Source organism: Candidatus Palauibacter sp. (genome assembly GCF_965208055.1).
In the GTDB taxonomy this organism is placed as follows: domain Bacteria; phylum Gemmatimonadota; class Gemmatimonadetes; order Palauibacterales; family Palauibacteraceae; genus Palauibacter.
In genome coordinates, this window is the sequence record NZ_CBDBNY010000004.1 from 326,546 (window position 1) to 343,933 (window position 17,388).

Consider the following 17,388-nt stretch of genomic DNA (forward strand, 5'->3'; position numbering starts at 1 on the left):
ACTGGCGCGTCTCGAAAAAGGCTGACCATGGTGACAAGGCGTCTGGCCGGTCTCATCACGGCCGTATTGGCAATGGCGATTGGTGCCATCGGCTTGTCCGCGCAGGTTGAGCATGCGGGCGAGATCGAGGGCGTCGTGCGCGCGGCCGACTCCGACGAGCCTCTCGCCGGCGCGGTGGTCTCCATCGCTGCGTCTGGGGGCCGGGCGGTCTCGCATGGCGACGGCACATTCCACCTTGCCGTGCCGGGCCTGCGCATCTACACGGTGCGCGTCGAACGCCTGGGCTACCGTACGGTCACGCTGGAAGTGGATGCGTCGGCGGAAGAGATCGTGGTCGTGGAGATGGAAGCCAATCCCATCTCCCTGCCGGACCTCGTGGTCACGGGATCCGTGGTCGCGCGCGCGGCGAACGAAGTGTTGCGCCCAACCAGCGTATTCGCTGGGGAGGAGCTTCAGCGTCGCCTGGCCGGGACCCTGGCGGAGACGCTAGCCTCCGAGCCGGGACTGGCGGTGAGCAGCATGGGGCCGGGCTCGGCGCACCCGGTGATCCGGGGGCTCAGCGGAGACCGCATCCTGATGCTCGAGGACGGAGAACGGGTCGGCGACGAATTTGCGAGCGGTCCAGACCACGCCACGGCGCTCGACGCATCGTCGGCGCGCCGCGTCGAGGTCATCCGCGGACCGGGTGCGATTCTGTACGGAAGCAACGCCCTGGGGGGCGTCATCAACGTCGTCCGCGACGACGTGCCCCCATCGGTGCCGCACCACCTGACGGGCGCGCTGACGGGTGCGTTCACTCTTCAGGGACAGAGCGTCAGCAACGCCGTGGGCGGAAGCCTGAATCTCACGCAGCGCCTGACGAGTCACATTCCCGTTCGGCTTGAACTCTCGCGTCGCAGCAGCGGCGATCTGACGACCCCGGTCGGACTCCTGCAGAACACGAACACGGATATCCGGGAGGTTTCCGGCGGAACATCGTGGGTGGACGACTGGGGCCATGCCGGCGCGACCTTCCGCTACTACGGCAACGACTACGGCATCCCCGGCGGCTTCGTGGGAGGTCACGAGGCCGGGGTTCGCGTCGAGATGCAGCGCACGGCGGCCAGGTTGCGCGGTGTGCTCCGGCCTCCCGGGGCCTTCGAGAGCATCGAGATCGACGCGGGGCACACCTGGTACGAGCACAGGGAGATCGAACCCCCGGACATTCTGGGCACGCTCTACGAGCGCCAGACGGTGAGCGGCGAGATCCTGGCCCGCCACGGCGGCTGGGGCCCCGTTTCTTCGGGGGCGATGGGGACGCGGGCTTCCTGGGAGGACTTCGGGTTCGGAGGCGCGCTCTTCACGCCGAACTCCACGCAGACCTCGCTCGCCGTATTCGCGCTGGAGGAGGTCGATCTGAATCCGATACGCCTGGAGGCGGGCCTCCGCTACGACTGGGTACGCGTGCGGCCCGACCGGGAGGACCCCTCATCCGACATCGGCCACATTCGCGCGAGGTCGTTCGGTGCGGCATCCGGGTCCCTGGGGGCTTTGGCAAAGCTCACGCGGAGCTTCACGGTGGGCGCTTCCGTCGCACGGGCCTTCCGCACGCCCAGCGTCAACGAACTGTTCTCGGAAGGTCCTCATCTGGCCGCCTACGCCTTCGAGGTTGGGAACCCGTCGCTCGAGACGGAGCGCGGGACCGGCATCGACCTGTTCGTCCGGATCACCGGCGACCGGCTGAACGCCGAGGTGACGTGGTTCCACAACGCCATCGCGGACTACGTTTTCCCGCTCGAAACCGGAGAGCTGAGCCGCGTGCGGCTGCCGATCTTCCAGTTCCAGGGCGAAGACGCGGTGCTCACCGGATTCGAGAGCGCGCTCGAGTGGGCGCCGATCGGGGATCTGACCGTGGAGGCGGTGGCTTCGTACGTCCAGGGCAGGATCAAGGCGACGGACGAACCGCTTCCCCTGATCCCGCCGCTGCAGGCGCGCTTCGCGGTTGGCTACGCGCCTCGCGACTGGTTCGTCGAAGCCGAAACCCGGGTTGCGGCCCGCCAGGACCGGACGGGACCGTTCGAGACCGCAACGGATGGATATGCTGTTTTGGATCTCGCCGCCGGAGTACGGATCACGTTCATGGGGCGGCTGAACGTGATCACGCTGCGGGGGGAGAACCTTGGCAACGCCGTATACAGAAATCACTTGTCGCGCGTGAAGGAGATCATGCCCGAAGCGGGCAGGTCCATCAGCGTGGCATATCGCGTCGTCTTCTAGAGCGAGCCATCCGGAGCCGCACGCGGAAGTGCTCGGTAACGGGAGCGACCTGGACATCAAGACAAACAAGGAAAAAAAATGAGACATTTTCAGCCGAAACTGCCATTCGCCCTGCTGACCGCGGGACTGCTCGTTCTTTCCGCCTGCGGCGACAGCGCCATGGAACCTGATGACGATCACGACGAGCACGCCGGAGAGGTGGAGGGCGTGACTCTCACGGTCAGCGGCCAGACCGTCGCGTCGTACGATGGGCACGATGGAGAGTGGACCGGACAGCTGGAGGTTGGGGCCGGCGAGCAAACGGCGCCCATTTCCGTGCAGTTCGTGGACGAAGAGGGGGACGCGGTGGAACTGGACGACGACTTCAATCTGCGGGTGGAGACCGCGGATGCGTCCGTAGCGGAGTTCCGGCAGGACACGCCCGGCGGGTACGGCGGAATCCTGCGCGGCGTGGCGACCGGCGAAACCGAGATTACGTTCAGTCTGGTGCACGGCGCGGTCGATACGGGACATGCGGACTTCGTAACCGAACCGCTGCCGGTGCGCGTGCGGTAAGCACCGGCCCGGCGACGGCCGACAGGGCTCGGCCGTTCGCAGGAGTCCCGCAAGCCCTCCCCGGAGCGATTCCCGGGGAGGGCTTGTCTCTTATTGCGCTTGACCGCCGGATCGGGTGCGGCTCAGGTTCACGACCCGTGTCCCGCTGCCCGTATGCGGCCGCGTCGACTGTCTACCGTGAACCGAGGTCTCGATGAGAACAGCACGCGCCACAGCCCCCGCGCCGCCGTCCGTGTTCCGCCGTTTCCCCCTCCTGCTCGTGCTCGGCTTCGCCGTTGCAGGCTGCGCGGAAGGCGGCGGCCGCGAGGCGGACAACGCCGACTGGAAACACATTGCCGGCAACGACATGGGGCAGCGCTACTCGTCCCTCGACCAGATCGACCCGGAGAACTTCGAGAACCTCGAGGTGGCCTGGGTCTGGGAGGGATCGGACTACCCGGCCGTGAACGCGCGCGCCACGCCGATCTACGTGGACGGGATGCTGATCTCGGTGGCGGGCGAGAAGCGGCACACCTATGCCATCGACGCGGGCACCGGGGAGAAGGTCTGGGAGTACGTCGAGCCCGAGACCTTCCGCTGGGAGTACTCGATGCGGAAGAACCACGGGAAGGGCGTCGCGTACGGCGAGATCGACGGTCGCGCGGTCGTCTACATGGCGAGTCCCGCCTTCTTCCTGCACGCGCTGTGGGCCGACACGGGCGAGCACGTGGAGGGCTTCGGCGGGCCCGTCGGCGTCCCGGGCTTCCCGGAGTCGGGGGTTGTCGACCTGCTCGCGGGACTCGGGCACGAGTTCGACCCGTACCACGGCATTCCGCTCGAGACCGGCTACATCACGAGTTCGTCCCCCCCGATCGTCGTCAACGGGGTCATCGTGATCGGGAACTCCGCCGAGCAGGGCTACAACCAGTCGCGGCGCGAAAACGTGCCGGGCGACATCCTCGGCTACGACGCCCGCACGGGCGACTTCATGTGGAAGTTCAACGTCCTCCCGGGACCGGGTGAGTTCGGCCACGAGACGTGGGAGAACGACGCGTGGGAATGGACGGGCGACATCTCGTCGTGGGCGCCGCTCTCGGCGGACGAGGAGCGGGGCATCGTCTACATCCCGACCAACGGGGCCACGATGGACTTCTGGGGCGGCTTCCGGCCGGGAGACAACCTGTTCTCGACGAGCCTGATCGCGCTCGATGTGCAGACGGGAGAACGGGTTTGGCACTATCAGCTCGTGCACCACGACATCTGGAACTACGACACGCCGCAGATCCCCGTGCTGATGGACGTGACGGTGGATGGCGAGGACGTTCCGGCGGTCGTGCAGGTCACGAAGCAGGCCTTCGCGTACACCTTCAACCGGGAGACGGGCGAGCCGGTCTGGCCGATCGAGGAGCGGCCGGTGCCGGAGGGGCTCATGCCGGGCGAGGCGCTCTCGCCGACGCAGCCGTTCCCGACCAGGCCGGCGCCGTACGACATGCAGGGGCTGACGCACGACGACCTGATCGATTTCACGCCGGAGCTGCGGGAAGCCGCGATCGAAGCGCTCGATGACTACGTGATCGGTCCGCTGTTCACGCCGCCGCTGCACCGCGACAACGACCTCGGCAAGGTGGCGTCGATGTGGTGTCCGGGAGATGTCGGAGGGACGAACATCGACGGGACGCCGGCGGCGGATCCGGAGACGGGGATCCTGTACGTGACGTCGCAGAAGGGGTGCGGGTCGCGGATCATGGTGCCGGGTGAGGAGCGCGACGCGCGGGAGCCGGCGCAGACGGGGACGACGATCACGAAGTTCGCGGTCGGGGGGTTCGCGGGGGTCCGCCGGGTGCAGGGTCTTCCGCTGTTCAAGCCGCCGTACAGCCGGATCACGGCGATCGACATGAACACGGGCGAGCACCTGTGGTGGATTCCGGTGGGCGACACGCCGAACAGCGTGCTCGAGCATGACGCGCTGCAGGGCATGGATATCCCGAACACGGGCACGGGACGGCAGGCGGCGCAGATCGTCACGAGCACCCTGCTCATGTACACGGGGGAGGGCGGCGACGGGACCTCCTACCTGTTCGCCGTGAACAAGGCGACGGGCGAGCGGCTGGGGCAGGTCGAGCTTCCGGCGCAGCCGCGGTACGGGATGATGACGTACATGCACGAAGGCAGGCAGCACGTCGTGATCCAGGCTCCCAACACGCTGATGGCGCTGCGTCTCGCCGACTGATCGCGGGCCTCCGGCGGCCCGGGTTGGCGCCGATGGCGGCGCCTCGCGACATTTTGGCATGAGTTATCGCTTCTTCGCGGGAATCCGGCCGTCCGGGGTCTGGCTCGCCGCCGCCCTGCTCGTCGTGCCGGCCTCCTGGCTGTGGACCGCAGCGCCCGCCGCGGCCCAGACGATCAGCGGCACCGTGCGGGAGACCGGCGGCGGCCGACCCATCGCGGGCGGCTTCATCAGCCTGCTGAACAGCGAGGGCGAGGCCATCGAGGCCGATTTTACGGCGGCCGACGGGATCTTCTCCCTCAGGGCGCCCGGCCCGGGCCGGTACCGGATTCGGGTGGAGCGAATCGGATACGCCAACTGGGTCACGGAGCCCTACGACGTGACGGCCGGGCAGTCGCTCACGATTACGGTGGAAGTCCCGCCGGAACCCGTCCGGCTCGGCGACCTGCGCGTCGAAGTCAGCGGATCCTGCCTGGACGATCCGAGCGAAGGGGCCGCCCTCGCCACGGTTTGGGAGGAGGCGCGCAAGGCGCTCGAAACCGCGGTGTGGGCCGAGGGCCGGGGTGAGCTCACGTTTACCCTCCGGGAGTACCAACGCACGCTCGATCCGCGCCATCTCACGACGCTGGAGGTGGAGAGCCGCACGCGGCGGCACGTTCGACTGCCCCCGTTCCGGAGCCTGCCGGCCCGCCAGCTCACGACGTCGGGCTACGCGCTCGTGGAGGCGGACTCGGCCATCTTCTACGCGCCGGACGCGACGGTGCTGCTGTCGCCGGAGTTCCGGGACACCCAGTGTTTCGGCTTGGAGCGCGCCGAAGTCGACGACGAAGCGATGCTCGGGATCACGTTCCGCCCGCGGCGAGGGCGCGACGTGATCGACATCGAGGGCACGCTCTGGCTCGCCGAGGAGAGCGCGGAACTGCGCCGCGTGCAGATCCGGTACCGCAACGTCCCGATGCCGCGAAACGCGCAGCGTCGGCACATCGGCGCGGATCTCACGTTCGACCGCCTGCCGGACGGCCCCTTCTATGTCCGCGACTGGTGGGTGCGGTTCCCGATCGGGAGCCGGAGCTCGCGCTTCAGGGCAGGTCTGTCCGGCCGTCTGGATCCGGTACTCGTGGCGTACCGCCAGGCGGGCGGCACGGTGACGGACGCCTTCGCGGGCGGCGTCTCGTTCGAGGTGGGCGAGGGTGCGGTCACGGGCGTGCTTCGAGACAGCGTGAGCGGCGAGCCGCTCGCGGGCGCGGAGATCGTCGTCCGGGACTGGGACGACGCGGCGGCCTTCCTGCCCCGGCCGCAAGCCGCGGACGTCCCGTTCAGCGCGGTCACGGATGAAGCCGGAGGCTTCGAGGTGGCGGGACTGCCGGATGGCGTCTACGCGTTGGGCGTGGATCACCCGAAGCTTCAGGCCGCGGGAGTGCGGCTCAACGAGACCCGCGTGGTCATCGAGGATCGAACCAGCGACCCGCTGGAACTGTGGACGCCGTCCGCCGACGCTCTCTTCGCGCGCGTCTGTCCCCGGTCGTCACCTTATGGGAGTACGGGCGCCGTGGTCGGGTTCGCGCGCGATGCCGACACGGGGCTACCGCTGCCGAATATCGACGTCGAGGCCGTGTGGCGGGTGCAGCGGCTTCAGGGCACGCCGCGAAACGCCGTCACGTCCGAACAGTCGGAGTACGCCGGGGGCGCGTCCGACGAGCGCGGCCGGTTCACGATCTGCGGCGTCCCGCTCGGCGAGCCGGTCCTGCTGCGGCCTCGGGGCGTCGACGAGGCCGTGGAACTCGAACTCGTCACGCGCATCGCGTGGCGCGACGTGTTCGTCCAGCCGTAACGATCCGCCGCTCCCCGGCCTCCCGCGTCGCCGAGCCTCAGTCCGTGGATGGGCGCCGCGACTTCAGGTAGTCGAGCAGCAGGTTCGACATCGCGCGCATCCCGATCGAAATCGAGGCGTCGTCCGCGCGGAAGTCCGGCGTGTGGTGGCCCCCGGAGCCCAGCTCGGGATTCACGGAACCCAGCCGGTAGAAGAAGCCGGGCACCTCGTTCGCGAAGTAGGCGAAATCCTCGCCGCCCATCGTGGGTTCGATGACGAGGAGGTTTTCGTCGCCCACGATCTTCGCCAGCGTCGGGGCCATCTGTGCGGTCAGCGCGCGGTCGTTGATCGTCGCCGGCGTGCCCCGGTCGTAGTCGAGGACGTAGCTGCCGCCGCCGGCCCGCGTGATCCCGTCGAGAATCTCGTCCATGCGCCGTTCGACGGCGTCCCGCACGTCGGGGTTGTAGGTCCGGACCGTGCCCTCGAGCCACATTTCCTGAGGGATGATGTTGAAGCGCTCGCCGCCCCGCATGACGCCGACCGTGATCACGCTGGGCTCGAGCGGAGAGAGGTTGCGCGACCGGATGGTCTGGAAGGCGGTCACGGCCTGCGAGGCCATCACGACGGGATCGATGCTCGTGTGAGGCTGGGCTCCGTGCGCCTGCCTGCCGACGATCCGGATCTTGAAGTGATCGACCGCCGCCAGCGCGGGGCCGGGCGTATAGCCGAGCGTCCCGACGTCCATCGAAGAGAAGGTGTGGAGTCCGAAAATGGCGGAGGGGACGACGCCTTCCAGCGCGCCTTCCCGGACCATGAGTTCGGCGCCGCCTTCCTCGCCCGGGGGTGGTCCTTCTTCGGCTGGCTGGAAGATGAACTTGATCGTGCCGGGGATCCGGTCGCGCATCGAGGCGAGGACCGAGGCCACGCCGAGCTGCACGGCGGTATGCACGTCGTGGCCGCACGCGTGCATCACGCCGACTTCCTGGCCGCCGTACTCGGTGCGGACCGTGGAGGCGAAGGAATACCCGGTGTTCTCGGTGACGGGGAGCGCGTCCATGTCCGCCCGAACCGCGACCACGTCGCCGGGCAGGCCGCCTTTCAGGATCCCGATGACTCCGGTGTGCGCGACCCCCTCGATGACTTCGTCGAAGCCCAGTTCACGCAGATGGGCCGCGACCATGGCCGCGGTCTCGAACTCGCGGTTGCCGAGTTCGGGGAACTGGTGGATCCGGTGGCGCATCTCGACGATCCGGTCGAGCACGCCGTCGATCGCCGCGTCCACGGCGGGATCCTGCCCCGCCAGCGGAGTCACGAGCGTTCCGGCAAGCGTTCCGGCGAGGAGCGCGAGGGAAAACGGAGTTCGGGGAGTACCCATGCTTCTTCCTGGTCGCGGATTCACACGAAAGACCGTTGCGGCGACGGTCTCGACTGGCGCACGGAAGGTGGGCCGGCGGGGCCCGCGCGGGCAACGGTGAGAGACCGGCGGCGACGGCCGGTGACCGTGGCTGGCGGCGGCGGGAGGTGGAGGCGAGACTTCGACCTGTTGCGTCCTTTCGCCGTCTCGTTCGTCTCACGGGATGAGAAGACGAAGTAGAGGACGACAACGAGCCACGAAACCGGGAGAAGCGAACCATGCGACTGCAACTCGCCCTCAACGTCAGAGATATCGACGAGGCGGTGGACTACTACGCGAAGTTCTTCGGCGCGACCCCGCACAAGCGCCGTCCCGGCTACGCCAACTTCGCGATCGACGAGCCGCCCCTGAAACTCGTCCTGTTCGAGAACCCGGACGCGTCGGAGCGCATCAACCACCTGGGTGTGGAGGTGTTCGACGATGCATCGGTGCGGAGCGCCGGGGCGAGGCTGGAGGCGGCGGACATCCTGACGGCGGTGGAGGAAGAGGCGGTGTGCTGTCACGCGGCCCAGACGAAGGTGTGGTCTCACGAGCCGCAGGGTCTCCGGTGGGAATGGTACGTGGTCACGGACGACGCACCGGACGAGGAGGCGCTGGCCGCATCGTGCCCGCCCGACGCCGGGTGCGAAACCGATGCCGCCACCGATGCCGCCACCGAGACCTGCTGTGCCGGTTGAGTCAGGCGCCGCACACGCCGTGCCCGCGTGGTCCGACTTCCAGAGTCGCCTGGGGCGCTACGTTGCCGGGCGCGTGGACCCTGCCTGGGCGGATGATGTCACGGGCGACATCCTCGTTCGCCTGCTCGAGCGCCAGGGCGACCTCGCGCGAGCGCGGGATCCGCTCGCCTGGGCCTATCGCGTCGCCACGAACGTCATCACCGATCACTACCGGCGCCGGGCCGTCGAATCGCGAACACTGACCCGGGTGGGACAGGAGGCCGGCGGACGTGAGCGGACCCCGGACTCGGAGGATCACGAAGCCGTGCGGAGGGACCTGGAAGCGTGTCTGCTTCCATTCGCCCGCGAACTACCTCCGAAGTACTCGGAGGCGTTGATGCTCACCACCTTTGGCGGACTCACGCAGGTGGAAGCCGCGCGCCGACTCGGACTCGGCACGTCGGGGATGAAGTCGCGGGTGCAGCGGGCGCGGGCGCTGCTGAAGCGGCGGCTCCTGGAGTGCTGCGACTTCGAGATGGACCGTCGCGGGGGCGTGATCGACATGCGGCCACGGCGGGCGCGCTCCACCGACGCCCCGCAACCGGCGGCGCGTGCGTGAGAGTCGCGGTGGTCGGTGGCGGTATCATCGGGCTGTGTGCCGCCCACTATCTTGAACGTCGCGGAGCCGAGGTCGTCCTCCTCGAGCGAGGCGAGGTCGGCGGCGGGTGCTCGAAGGGAAACGGCGGTTGGGTCTGTCCGTCGATCTCCCGCCCGCTGCCGGCGCCGGGGCTGACGCTCACCTCGCTGCGCTGGATGCTCCGCTCCGACAGCCCGCTCTACATCAAGCCGTCGGCCATGCCCGGGCTCATGGGCTGGCTGTGGGCCTTTCGTCGTCACTGTAATGCCGGGAGCTACGGGGCGGGGGTTGCCGCGCTCGCGGCCCTGAACGCGGCGACGGACCGGTTGTACCGCGGACTCGCGGATGACGGCGTGGAGTTCGAACACGCCGAGAGCGGGACCATTCTCGCCTACGACGACGAGGGCGAACGCGGGCAGGCCGCGGAATTGCTCGCCCGGCTGGGCGAGGAGCGGGTCGGGCCGGTCGACATGCTCGACCGCGAGGCTCTCAGGGAGGCGGAGCCGGACCTGGGCGGGAATTTGATCGGCTTGCGGATGCGCGGGGACACGCACGTGCGCCCCGAGTCGCTCTGTGCCGGGCTTGCCGCGAGCCTGGAGGCCCGCGGCGCCGAGATCAGGACGGGAGTGCGTGTCGTCGGCTTCACGCGGGTCGGCCGTCGGGTCCGGGCCATGGTCGCCCGGAACCCCGGAACCGGGGGGGCGGACGTCGGGAGGGCGGAGGAGATCGGCGCGGATGTCGTCGTGCTCGCCGCGGGGGCCGAGACGGCCGCCCTGGTGGCGACCCTGGGTCGGAGGCTTCCCGTGCAGGCGGGGAAGGGCTACAGCATCACCGTCAGGAACGCGCGGGTCCAGCTCTCACAGCCTTTGCACGTGACGCCGGCCAGGATCGGCTTCACGCCATTTCGAGGGGCCGTGCGCACGATCGGGACCATGGAGTTCTCCGGCATCAACCTGCGCCTCGACCCGCGCCGCGTCGCCATCCTGGAGCGGGCCGCGCGCCGCTACCTGCCCGGCGCGCTCGATGGGTCCGAGCGCGTCGATTGGGTGGGCATGCGGCCGGTGACGCCGGACGGCCTCCCCGCCATCGGCTGGTTGCCCGGTCTCCCCAACGTGTGCGTGGCCACGGGCCACCAGATGCTCGGCGTCACGCTGGCCCCGTCGACCGGCCACGCGCTCGCCCAACTCGTCCTCGATGGACGCTCGGAACTCGATCTCGCGCCCTTCGATCCCGCGCGCTTCACGTGATGTCGCCGGCCTCGAACCTCGCGTGACCGTGCCGATCCGCGATCCGGGTTGACCGTTCGGGTCGCGCCACGGACACTGTGGGCACCCGAATTCCCCGTACCGAAGGCCAGCCGAGTGAGCAAATTCGACGATCTGCGCACCCACCTGCGGGCGATCCGCACGCTCACCAGGGGAGTGACGCAGGGTCTGCCGGTCCTTGAGGCGGCGGAGGACCCCTACGATCTCTTCAACGACTGGTTCCGGGATGCCGAGGCGTCAGGGCTGCTGCTGCCGGAGTCGATGGCGCTCGCCACGGCGACCGGCGACGGGCGGCCCTCGGTGCGGATGGTCCTCCTGAAGGGATTCGGGCCCGGCGGCTTCCGTTTCTACACCAACTACGGCAGTCGCAAGGCCACGGAACTGGACGACAATCCGCAGGCTTCGCTCTGTTTCCACTGGTCGGTGCTGGAGCGGCAGGTGCGCATTGAAGGGCGTGTCGAGCGCCTCTCCGCGGAGGACTCGGCGGCGTACTTCGCGACGCGCGACCGGGGGAGCCGGATCGGTGCATGGGCTTCCGCGCAGAGCCGTCCGATCGCCGACCGCGCCGGGCTCGAAGCGCAGGTGGCGGAGGCGGAGGCCCGGTTCGAGGGGAGAGACGTGCCCCTGCCCGACTTCTGGGGCGGATACGTCCTCGTTCCCGACCGGATCGAGTTTTGGCAGGGCCGGGCGAACCGGCTGCACGACCGTCTCGAATACACGCCGCGCCACACACCCCACGACGGAAGCTGGAAGATCACCCGCCTCCAACCGTAGTGAGCGCCTCCAGCCGCGGGTCAGCGGCCTGGCGCGGGCATCGGTCCGCGGGCCGCTTAGCCCAGGAGACCGAGTCCGGCGAGCACGACGAGCCCCACGGCGGCCGGCACGATGAAGCGCATGACCGGACCCCACGCCGCGGTGACCCTGAAGCGCCCCGCCCCCTGGTTCGTCTCCGCCCGGTACCGTTCGAAGCCCCAGACGAAGGCCACATAGAGGGAGATCGCGAGCCCGCCGACCGTGAGGAAGATGTTCCCGGACACATAGTCGGCGAGTTCGAACAGACCGCGGCCTCCAAGCTGTATCGCGGCCCAGGGCCCGCCGCCGAGCGCGAGCGGGACTCCCGAGAGGAGGATGACGCCGAGCACGGTCCAGAGCGATCGACGGCGGCTCCAGCCCAGCGAGTCCATGGCGCTCGACGTGAGGGCTTCGAGCAGCGCGAGACATGAGGTGAGTCCCGCGATGAACACGAAGAAGAAGAAGAACGCCGCGGCCACCTCGCCCGCCGGCAGGCGGCCGAAGAGACCCGCCATCGTGATGAAGAGCAGGCCCGCCCCCTGGTCGGGCTCCATGCCGAAGGCGAAGAGGGCGGGGAACATGACGAACCCCGCGAGGACGGCGGCGAGCGTGTCGCAGGCCACGATCGCGGCGGCGCTCCCGGGGATGTCGCTGTGGCGCGGATGCAGAAAGCTCCCGAACACGAACGCGCCCATCATCCCGACCCCGATGGAATAGAAGGCCTGTCCGAGCGCCGCGAGCCACGTCTCCGGACCGATGGCCGAGAAGTCGGGCGCGAGATACCAGCGGACGCCCTCCCACGCCCCGTCGAACCGGAGCGAGACGATCCCGAGTCCGATGAGGAAAAAGAAGAGGACGGGCATCAGGAATCGCGCCGCGCGCTCGATCCCCCGCCGCAACCCTCGGGTGATGATGAGTCCCGCCAGCAGCATCACGGGGATCGTGTAGGCGAGCACCTCTCCCGGGCGCGCGGTGAAGGCCGCGAACGACTCCGCCGCAGCCTGTACGCTTCCGGTATCGTAACCCCCCCGGAAGGCACGGACGAAGTAGGCCGCGATCCAGCCCATGATGAGCTGGTAGTAGGACATGATGAGGAACGCGGCACCCATGCCGAGCCAGCCGATCGCCCGGAACGGGCTTCGTCCCGCGAGCTTTCGCATCCCGGCCAGCGGCGTCGCCTGCGCGCGGCGTCCGAGGCTGATCTCGGCGGTGAACAGCGGAATCCCGATCAGCAACGCGAGCAGGACGTAGATGAGGAGAAAGGCGCCTCCCCCGTTCTCGCCGGCCAGGTACGGGAATCTCCAGATGTTCCCGAGCCCCACCGAGAACCCGGTGGTGGCGAGAATGAAGCCCAGCGGGCTACCCCATCGTTCGCGCGGCGTACTCATCTTCCAACAGTTGCCAGAGGTCGCAGATCCGTCCAGAGTAGGGCACCCGAGAGGAGGTGCCGGATGCCCGAAACGGGCCGCTCGTGAAATACGATCTGCGGGTGCTCCGCGGCGATCTTTTCGGAGGCGCCACGTCGGCGGTGGTGGCGCTCCCGGTGTCGCTCGCCTTCGGCGTCGCGTCGGGCCTCGGCGCGGTCGCCGGGCTCTACGGCGCGATCGCCGTCGGCTTCTTCGCGGCCGTCTTCGGCGGCAACCGGTTCCAAATGTCCGGTCCCACCCCTTCAATGACCGTCGCCATGGCGGTCGTAGTGACCACGCATGCGTCGACGCTGAGCGAGGCCTTCACCGTGGTGGTGCTGGCGGGGCTGATCCAGATTGCGCTGGGTCTCTTGAAGGCCGGGCGCTTCGTCGTCTACACGCCGCACGCCGTCATCTCGGGGTTCATGTCCGGGATCGGCGTCATCGTCATGCTCATCCAGACGCTGCCGTTCCTCGGCGCCGCTCCGGCGGAGGGCGGTCCCATCGGCGCCATGCGGGCGCTGCCGGCGGTCGTGGCCAACATGAACGCGAGCGCGTTGGCCATCGGCGCGGTCACGCTCACGGCCGGCATCTGCTGGCCTCGGCGGTGGTCACGCCTGCTGCCGGGTCCGCTCGTCGCCCTCATCGTCGGAACGGCGCTTGGCCTGTTTTGGCTGACCGACGTCCCCGTCATCGGCGCCATCCCGACCAGCCTGCCGGAGATCCAATTCGGTCTGCCGTCCTTCGGTTTTCTGGCCCAGGCCTTTCATGCGGCGCTCATCCTGGCCCTCCTCGGTTCGGTCGACAGTCTTCTCACGTCGCTCGTGGCCGACTCGCTGACCGGCACGCAGCACGACTCGAACCGCGAACTCGTCGGCCAGGGCATCGGCAACGTCGTCTCCGGCCTGTTCGGAGGGTTGCCGGGCGCGGGCGCGACGATGGGGACGGTCGTCAACATCCGCGCCGGCGGTCTCACGCGGATGTCCGGCGCCCTGCGCGCCATCTTCCTGCTGGGGGTTCTGCTGGGCCTGGGGCCGTTTCTGGAACCCATTCCGCACGCCGTGCTGGCCGGCATCCTGATCAAGGTCGGGTGGGACATCATCGACTGGCCCCTTCTGGTCCGCATCCACCGCCTCCGCCGCGACCAGCTCTTCGTCATGGTGCTGACGCTCGGCCTGACCGTGTTCGTCGACCTCGTGACCGCGGTCGCGATCGGTCTCATCGTCGCGGGGATGGCTCACGCACGGCAGCTGGAGGGCCTTGAACTCGACAACGTCCTTTCCGTCCCGCTGCTCGACCGCACGTTCTTCGCCGGACTCGAGGGCGCGGACGCGATGGGCGAATACTCCGCCAGGGTGGGCCTGGTGCAGCTGCGGGGCGCCTTCACCGTCGCGTCGTCCCACAAGCTGGTCGGCGTCATTGGGAAGGACATCAAGGACCACGAGATCGTCATCTTCGACTTCTCCGCCGCCACTTATGTGGATGACAGCGCCGCCATGCTCATTCGGCAGCTTTTGGACGTGGGGGAGAGCGAAGACACCGAGGTCATCGTCCTGTCGGTCTCCGGAGCCGTAGACAAGACGCTGCGCGCGCTCGACATCCTGTCGGGCGTGCCCGAGGAGCATATCGTCGAGACGAGGGATGAGGCTCGCGTGGTGGCGCTGGACCTGCTCAACGCCGGAAACTGAGACGGTGGAGAGGTCGCAACCCTCCTCGGAAGGAGGACTTTGGCATGCGCAGGGTCCCCCGTCGAGGCACGCGGTTCTCTGGCGGTCTCTGGCGCCGCGTGGTTAGCTTCCTCCCCCCGCCGGGGATCGGTGTTCCCTCACGCGGTAAGCCACGCGATCAATACCGAAGGGGGATCCACGGTGCCCAGGAGACCTTGTCCGCCAACGTTCAGTGCCCCTGTCGCGTTAGCTTGTGGACTGGTCCTTTCGGGTTGTTCGGAGAGGGACCTCGACTCGCTGGGTCCCGCACCTCCTCCCAGCAATGGGGAAGTCTACATGGACGGCTTCTCCCCGGGCCTTGAGTACCAGGCCTTCGGCGGCTCCAAGGTCGATGCGCTCGACATCGATGAGACCGGCGGACGCGCCGGAACGCCGAGCCTGAAGTTCACGATTCCGCTGCCGAACGATCCCGCCGGCAGCTACGCGGGCGGCGTATTCGTCGGCAGGCCGCCCCGCGACCTCTCCGGCTTCACGGCGCTCACTTTCTGGACCCGGGCGAGGCAGGCGGCCACGCTAAACACCGTGGGCTTCGGAAACGACAACAGCGGCAACTCGAGATTCCCCGCCGAAGCGGGGGATGTGACCGTGTCGACGACATGGAGCAAGGTCATTCTTCCCATTCCGGACCCCTCGAAACTGAGTAGCGAAGGTGGCCTGTTCTTCCTCGCCGAAGGGGCGGAGAACAACCAGGGCAACGAGATCTGGTTCGACGAAGTCCAGTTCGAGGATGTGCGTACGATCGCGAATCCGCGTCCCGCCATCGCGACCGCGACGGTCGCGGGCGAACCCGGGGGCACGGCCCGGGTGATGGGGACGCAGGTCACGTACGACGTGGGCGGATTCGACCGGGTCATGAAGGCGAGTCCGGCCTACTTCAGCTTCGGTTCCTCGGATCCGGGCGTCGTCACGGTCGACGCCGATGGCCAGATGACGTTCGTCGGGTTGGGCACGGCGACGGTCACCGCCTCCCTCGGTGGCGCGCAGGCGGACGGTGCGGTCACGGTCACCGTGGCGGCGTCGCCCGACGGCGGACCTCCCGCTCCGACGCGGTCCGCCGAGAACGTGATCTCACTCTTCAGCGACGCGTACGACGACGTCACCGTGGACACCTGGTCGGCCGAATGGGACCAGGCCGATGCCGAGGACGTCCAGTTCGCGGGCGACAACGTCAAGAAGTATTCGAATCTCAACTTCGCGGGAATCGAATTCATCTCCGCGCCGATCGATGCCTCGGCGATGAGCCACTTACACTTCGATTTGTGGACCGGCGATGAAACGGCTCCGCCGGCAGCTTTCCGGGTGAAGCTCGTAGACTTCGGCCCCAATGGCGCCTTCGGCGGGGACGACGACAGCGAGCACGAAATCGCCCTGACTGCGGAATCGGGTCTGGCCTCCCGAACGTGGGTGAGTTTCGACGTGCCGCTGACGGACTTCGCGGGCCTCGCGGCCACATCCAGCCTGGCGCAGCTCATCATCTCGGGCGACCCGAATACGGTCTATCTTGACAACATCTACTTCTGGGGTGAGGGGATGCCACCTCCGCCGCCTCCTCCCCCACCGGCGCCGATGGAGCCATCGGAACCGGCGCCCACGCCGGAGCAGGATGCCGGAGACGTGATCTCGCTGTTCAGCGACGCGTACGAGGATGTGGCCGTAGAGACCTGGTCGGCGGAGTGGGACCAGGCCGACGTGGAGGACGTCCAGGTTGCGGGCGACAACATGAAGAAATACACCAATCTGGTCTTTGCCGGCGTGACGTTCACGTCGGCGCCGGTCGATGCCTCGGGAATGACGCACTTCCACGTGGATGCGTGGACGCCCGACCCGACGGCGGAGCCGGCCGCGCTGCGGCTGAAGCTGGTCGACTTCGGTCCGAACGGGGTCCACGACGGCGGGGGAGACGACAGCGAGCACGAGGTCTCGCTCACGGCGGCCTCGACCCCGGCGCTCGCGACCGGGATGTGGCTGAGCTACGACCTTGCGTTCGAGGAACTGTCAGGGCTCGCGGGCAGGACGAGCTTGGCGCAGTTCATCATCTCCGGCGACCCGAACACGTTGTTCGTCGACAACGTCTACTTCTACGGGGAGAGCGCACCGGCGCCGACCGAGCCGCCAATAGCCGCGCCGACACCGGCTGCGGCCGCGGCCGACGTGATTTCGCTGTTCAGCGACGCGTACGAAGACGTGACGGTGGATACCTGGTCTGCGGACTGGGACCAGGGAGACGTCGCGGATGTCGAGATCGACGGGAACGCGGCGAAAATGTACTCCAACGTCGTTTTCGTCGGCGTGGAGTTCACCTCGGCGACGGTCGACGCCTCGGAAATGACCCACTTTCACATCGACCTCTGGACCGCGGACGAGACCGCCGATCCGGCGGCGTTCAGGGTGAAGCTCGTTGACTTCGGCGCAAACGGCGTGCACGACGGCGGGGGCGATGACAGCGAGCACGAATTGTCGCTGACGGCGGCCTCGGATCCGTCCCTCGCTTCCGGAGTCTGGCTCAGCTACGACGTCTCCCTGTCGGACTTCTCCGGTCTCGCGGAGACGGGCCATCTGGCGCAGCTCATCTTTTCGGGCGATCTCGGCACGTTCTGGATCGATAACGTCTACTTACGACGCGACCAGTGAACGGCGGGCACGCGCCGCCGCGGTTCCGACTGA

General features: G+C 68.3%; 12 protein-coding genes. 10 read left to right on the plus strand and 2 right to left on the minus strand.

What is annotated here, in order from left to right:
- The first annotated feature begins 27 nt into the window (after nucleotides 1-27).
- The 4 genes from ACOGXI_RS01720 to ACOGXI_RS01735 all read left to right on the plus strand — a co-directional run bounded on the left by ACOGXI_RS01720 (nucleotide 28) and on the right by ACOGXI_RS01735 (nucleotide 6,848).
- Complete coding sequence (locus ACOGXI_RS01720) at nucleotides 28-2,256, plus strand: TonB-dependent receptor (protein ID WP_419937181.1); 2,229 nt, start codon at nucleotides 28-30, stop codon at nucleotides 2,254-2,256.
- Between the two features lie 78 nt (nucleotides 2,257-2,334).
- Entirely contained in the window at nucleotides 2,335-2,811 is a 477-nt protein-coding gene (locus ACOGXI_RS01725) for a hypothetical protein (protein ID WP_419937182.1), read from the plus strand.
- Between the two features lie 193 nt (nucleotides 2,812-3,004).
- The gene (locus ACOGXI_RS01730) at nucleotides 3,005-5,020 is read left to right on the plus strand and encodes a hypothetical protein (protein WP_419937183.1); all 2,016 of its coding nucleotides are present in this window, start codon (nucleotides 3,005-3,007) and stop codon (nucleotides 5,018-5,020) included.
- 58 nt (nucleotides 5,021-5,078) lie between these two features.
- Nucleotides 5,079-6,848, plus strand: a complete 1,770-nt coding sequence (locus tag ACOGXI_RS01735) for a carboxypeptidase regulatory-like domain-containing protein (protein WP_419937184.1) — start codon at nucleotides 5,079-5,081, stop codon at nucleotides 6,846-6,848.
- Nucleotides 6,849-6,885: 37 nt separating this feature from the next.
- Here ACOGXI_RS01735 and ACOGXI_RS01740 read toward each other — a convergent pair whose 3' ends face one another.
- Nucleotides 6,886-8,202 carry a M20 metallopeptidase family protein gene (locus tag ACOGXI_RS01740; RefSeq protein WP_419937185.1) on the minus strand — a complete coding sequence of 439 codons (1,317 nt, stop codon included), beginning with the start codon at nucleotides 8,200-8,202 and terminating at the stop codon, nucleotides 6,886-6,888.
- 257 nt (nucleotides 8,203-8,459) lie between these two features.
- Between ACOGXI_RS01740 and ACOGXI_RS01745 the strand changes: the two genes are divergently transcribed.
- From ACOGXI_RS01745 to pdxH, 4 genes are all read left to right on the plus strand, one after another.
- Complete coding sequence (locus tag ACOGXI_RS01745; protein ID WP_419937186.1) at nucleotides 8,460-8,918, plus strand: ArsI/CadI family heavy metal resistance metalloenzyme; 459 nt, start codon at nucleotides 8,460-8,462, stop codon at nucleotides 8,916-8,918.
- Nucleotides 8,908-9,516, plus strand: coding sequence for a sigma-70 family RNA polymerase sigma factor (locus tag ACOGXI_RS01750; RefSeq protein WP_419937187.1), 609 nt, complete (start codon nucleotides 8,908-8,910; stop codon nucleotides 9,514-9,516). The genes ACOGXI_RS01745 and ACOGXI_RS01750 overlap by 11 nt, the downstream gene beginning before the upstream one ends.
- Complete coding sequence (locus tag ACOGXI_RS01755) at nucleotides 9,513-10,781, plus strand: NAD(P)/FAD-dependent oxidoreductase (RefSeq protein ID WP_419937188.1); 1,269 nt, start codon at nucleotides 9,513-9,515, stop codon at nucleotides 10,779-10,781. The genes ACOGXI_RS01750 and ACOGXI_RS01755 overlap by 4 nt, the downstream gene beginning before the upstream one ends.
- 132 nt (nucleotides 10,782-10,913) lie before the next feature.
- Nucleotides 10,914-11,573, plus strand: a complete 660-nt coding sequence (pdxH, locus tag ACOGXI_RS01760) for a pyridoxamine 5'-phosphate oxidase (protein ID WP_419940134.1) — start codon at nucleotides 10,914-10,916, stop codon at nucleotides 11,571-11,573.
- A gap of 56 nt (nucleotides 11,574-11,629) precedes the next feature.
- On the opposite strand, the gene ACOGXI_RS01765 is transcribed toward pdxH, so the two are convergent.
- Nucleotides 11,630-12,979, minus strand: a complete 1,350-nt coding sequence (locus tag ACOGXI_RS01765; RefSeq protein WP_419937189.1) for a sodium-dependent transporter — start codon at nucleotides 12,977-12,979, stop codon at nucleotides 11,630-11,632.
- Nucleotides 12,980-13,035: 56 nt separating this feature from the next.
- On the opposite strand from ACOGXI_RS01765, the gene ACOGXI_RS01770 reads away from it, so the two are divergent.
- Complete coding sequence (locus ACOGXI_RS01770; protein ID WP_419937190.1) at nucleotides 13,036-14,685, plus strand: SulP family inorganic anion transporter; 1,650 nt, start codon at nucleotides 13,036-13,038, stop codon at nucleotides 14,683-14,685.
- 315 nt (nucleotides 14,686-15,000) lie between these two features.
- A complete protein-coding gene (locus tag ACOGXI_RS01775) occupies nucleotides 15,001-17,355 on the plus strand; it encodes a hypothetical protein (RefSeq protein WP_419937191.1) in 2,355 nt (784 codons plus the stop codon).
- Nucleotides 17,356-17,388 lie beyond the last annotated feature (33 nt).

What these genes read in the sequence shown, in the direction of transcription:
- ACOGXI_RS01720 (WP_419937181.1), top strand. Translation starts at nt 28, where the DNA reads ATGGTGACAAGGCGTCTGGCCGGTCTCATCACGGCCGTATTGGCAATG.
- ACOGXI_RS01730 (WP_419937183.1), top strand. Translation starts at nt 3,005, where the DNA reads ATGAGAACAGCACGCGCCACAGCCCCCGCGCCGCCGTCCGTGTTCCGC.
- ACOGXI_RS01740 (WP_419937185.1), bottom strand. Translation starts at nt 8,202, where the DNA reads ATGGGTACTCCCCGAACTCCGTTTTCCCTCGCGCTCCTCGCCGGAACG.
- ACOGXI_RS01775 (WP_419937191.1), top strand. Translation starts at nt 15,001, where the DNA reads ATGGACGGCTTCTCCCCGGGCCTTGAGTACCAGGCCTTCGGCGGCTCC.
- ACOGXI_RS01725 (WP_419937182.1), top strand. Translation starts at nt 2,335, where the DNA reads ATGAGACATTTTCAGCCGAAACTGCCATTCGCCCTGCTGACCGCGGGA.
- ACOGXI_RS01735 (WP_419937184.1), top strand. Translation starts at nt 5,079, where the DNA reads ATGAGTTATCGCTTCTTCGCGGGAATCCGGCCGTCCGGGGTCTGGCTC.
- ACOGXI_RS01745 (WP_419937186.1), top strand. Translation starts at nt 8,460, where the DNA reads ATGCGACTGCAACTCGCCCTCAACGTCAGAGATATCGACGAGGCGGTG.
- ACOGXI_RS01765 (WP_419937189.1), bottom strand. Translation starts at nt 12,979, where the DNA reads ATGAGTACGCCGCGCGAACGATGGGGTAGCCCGCTGGGCTTCATTCTC.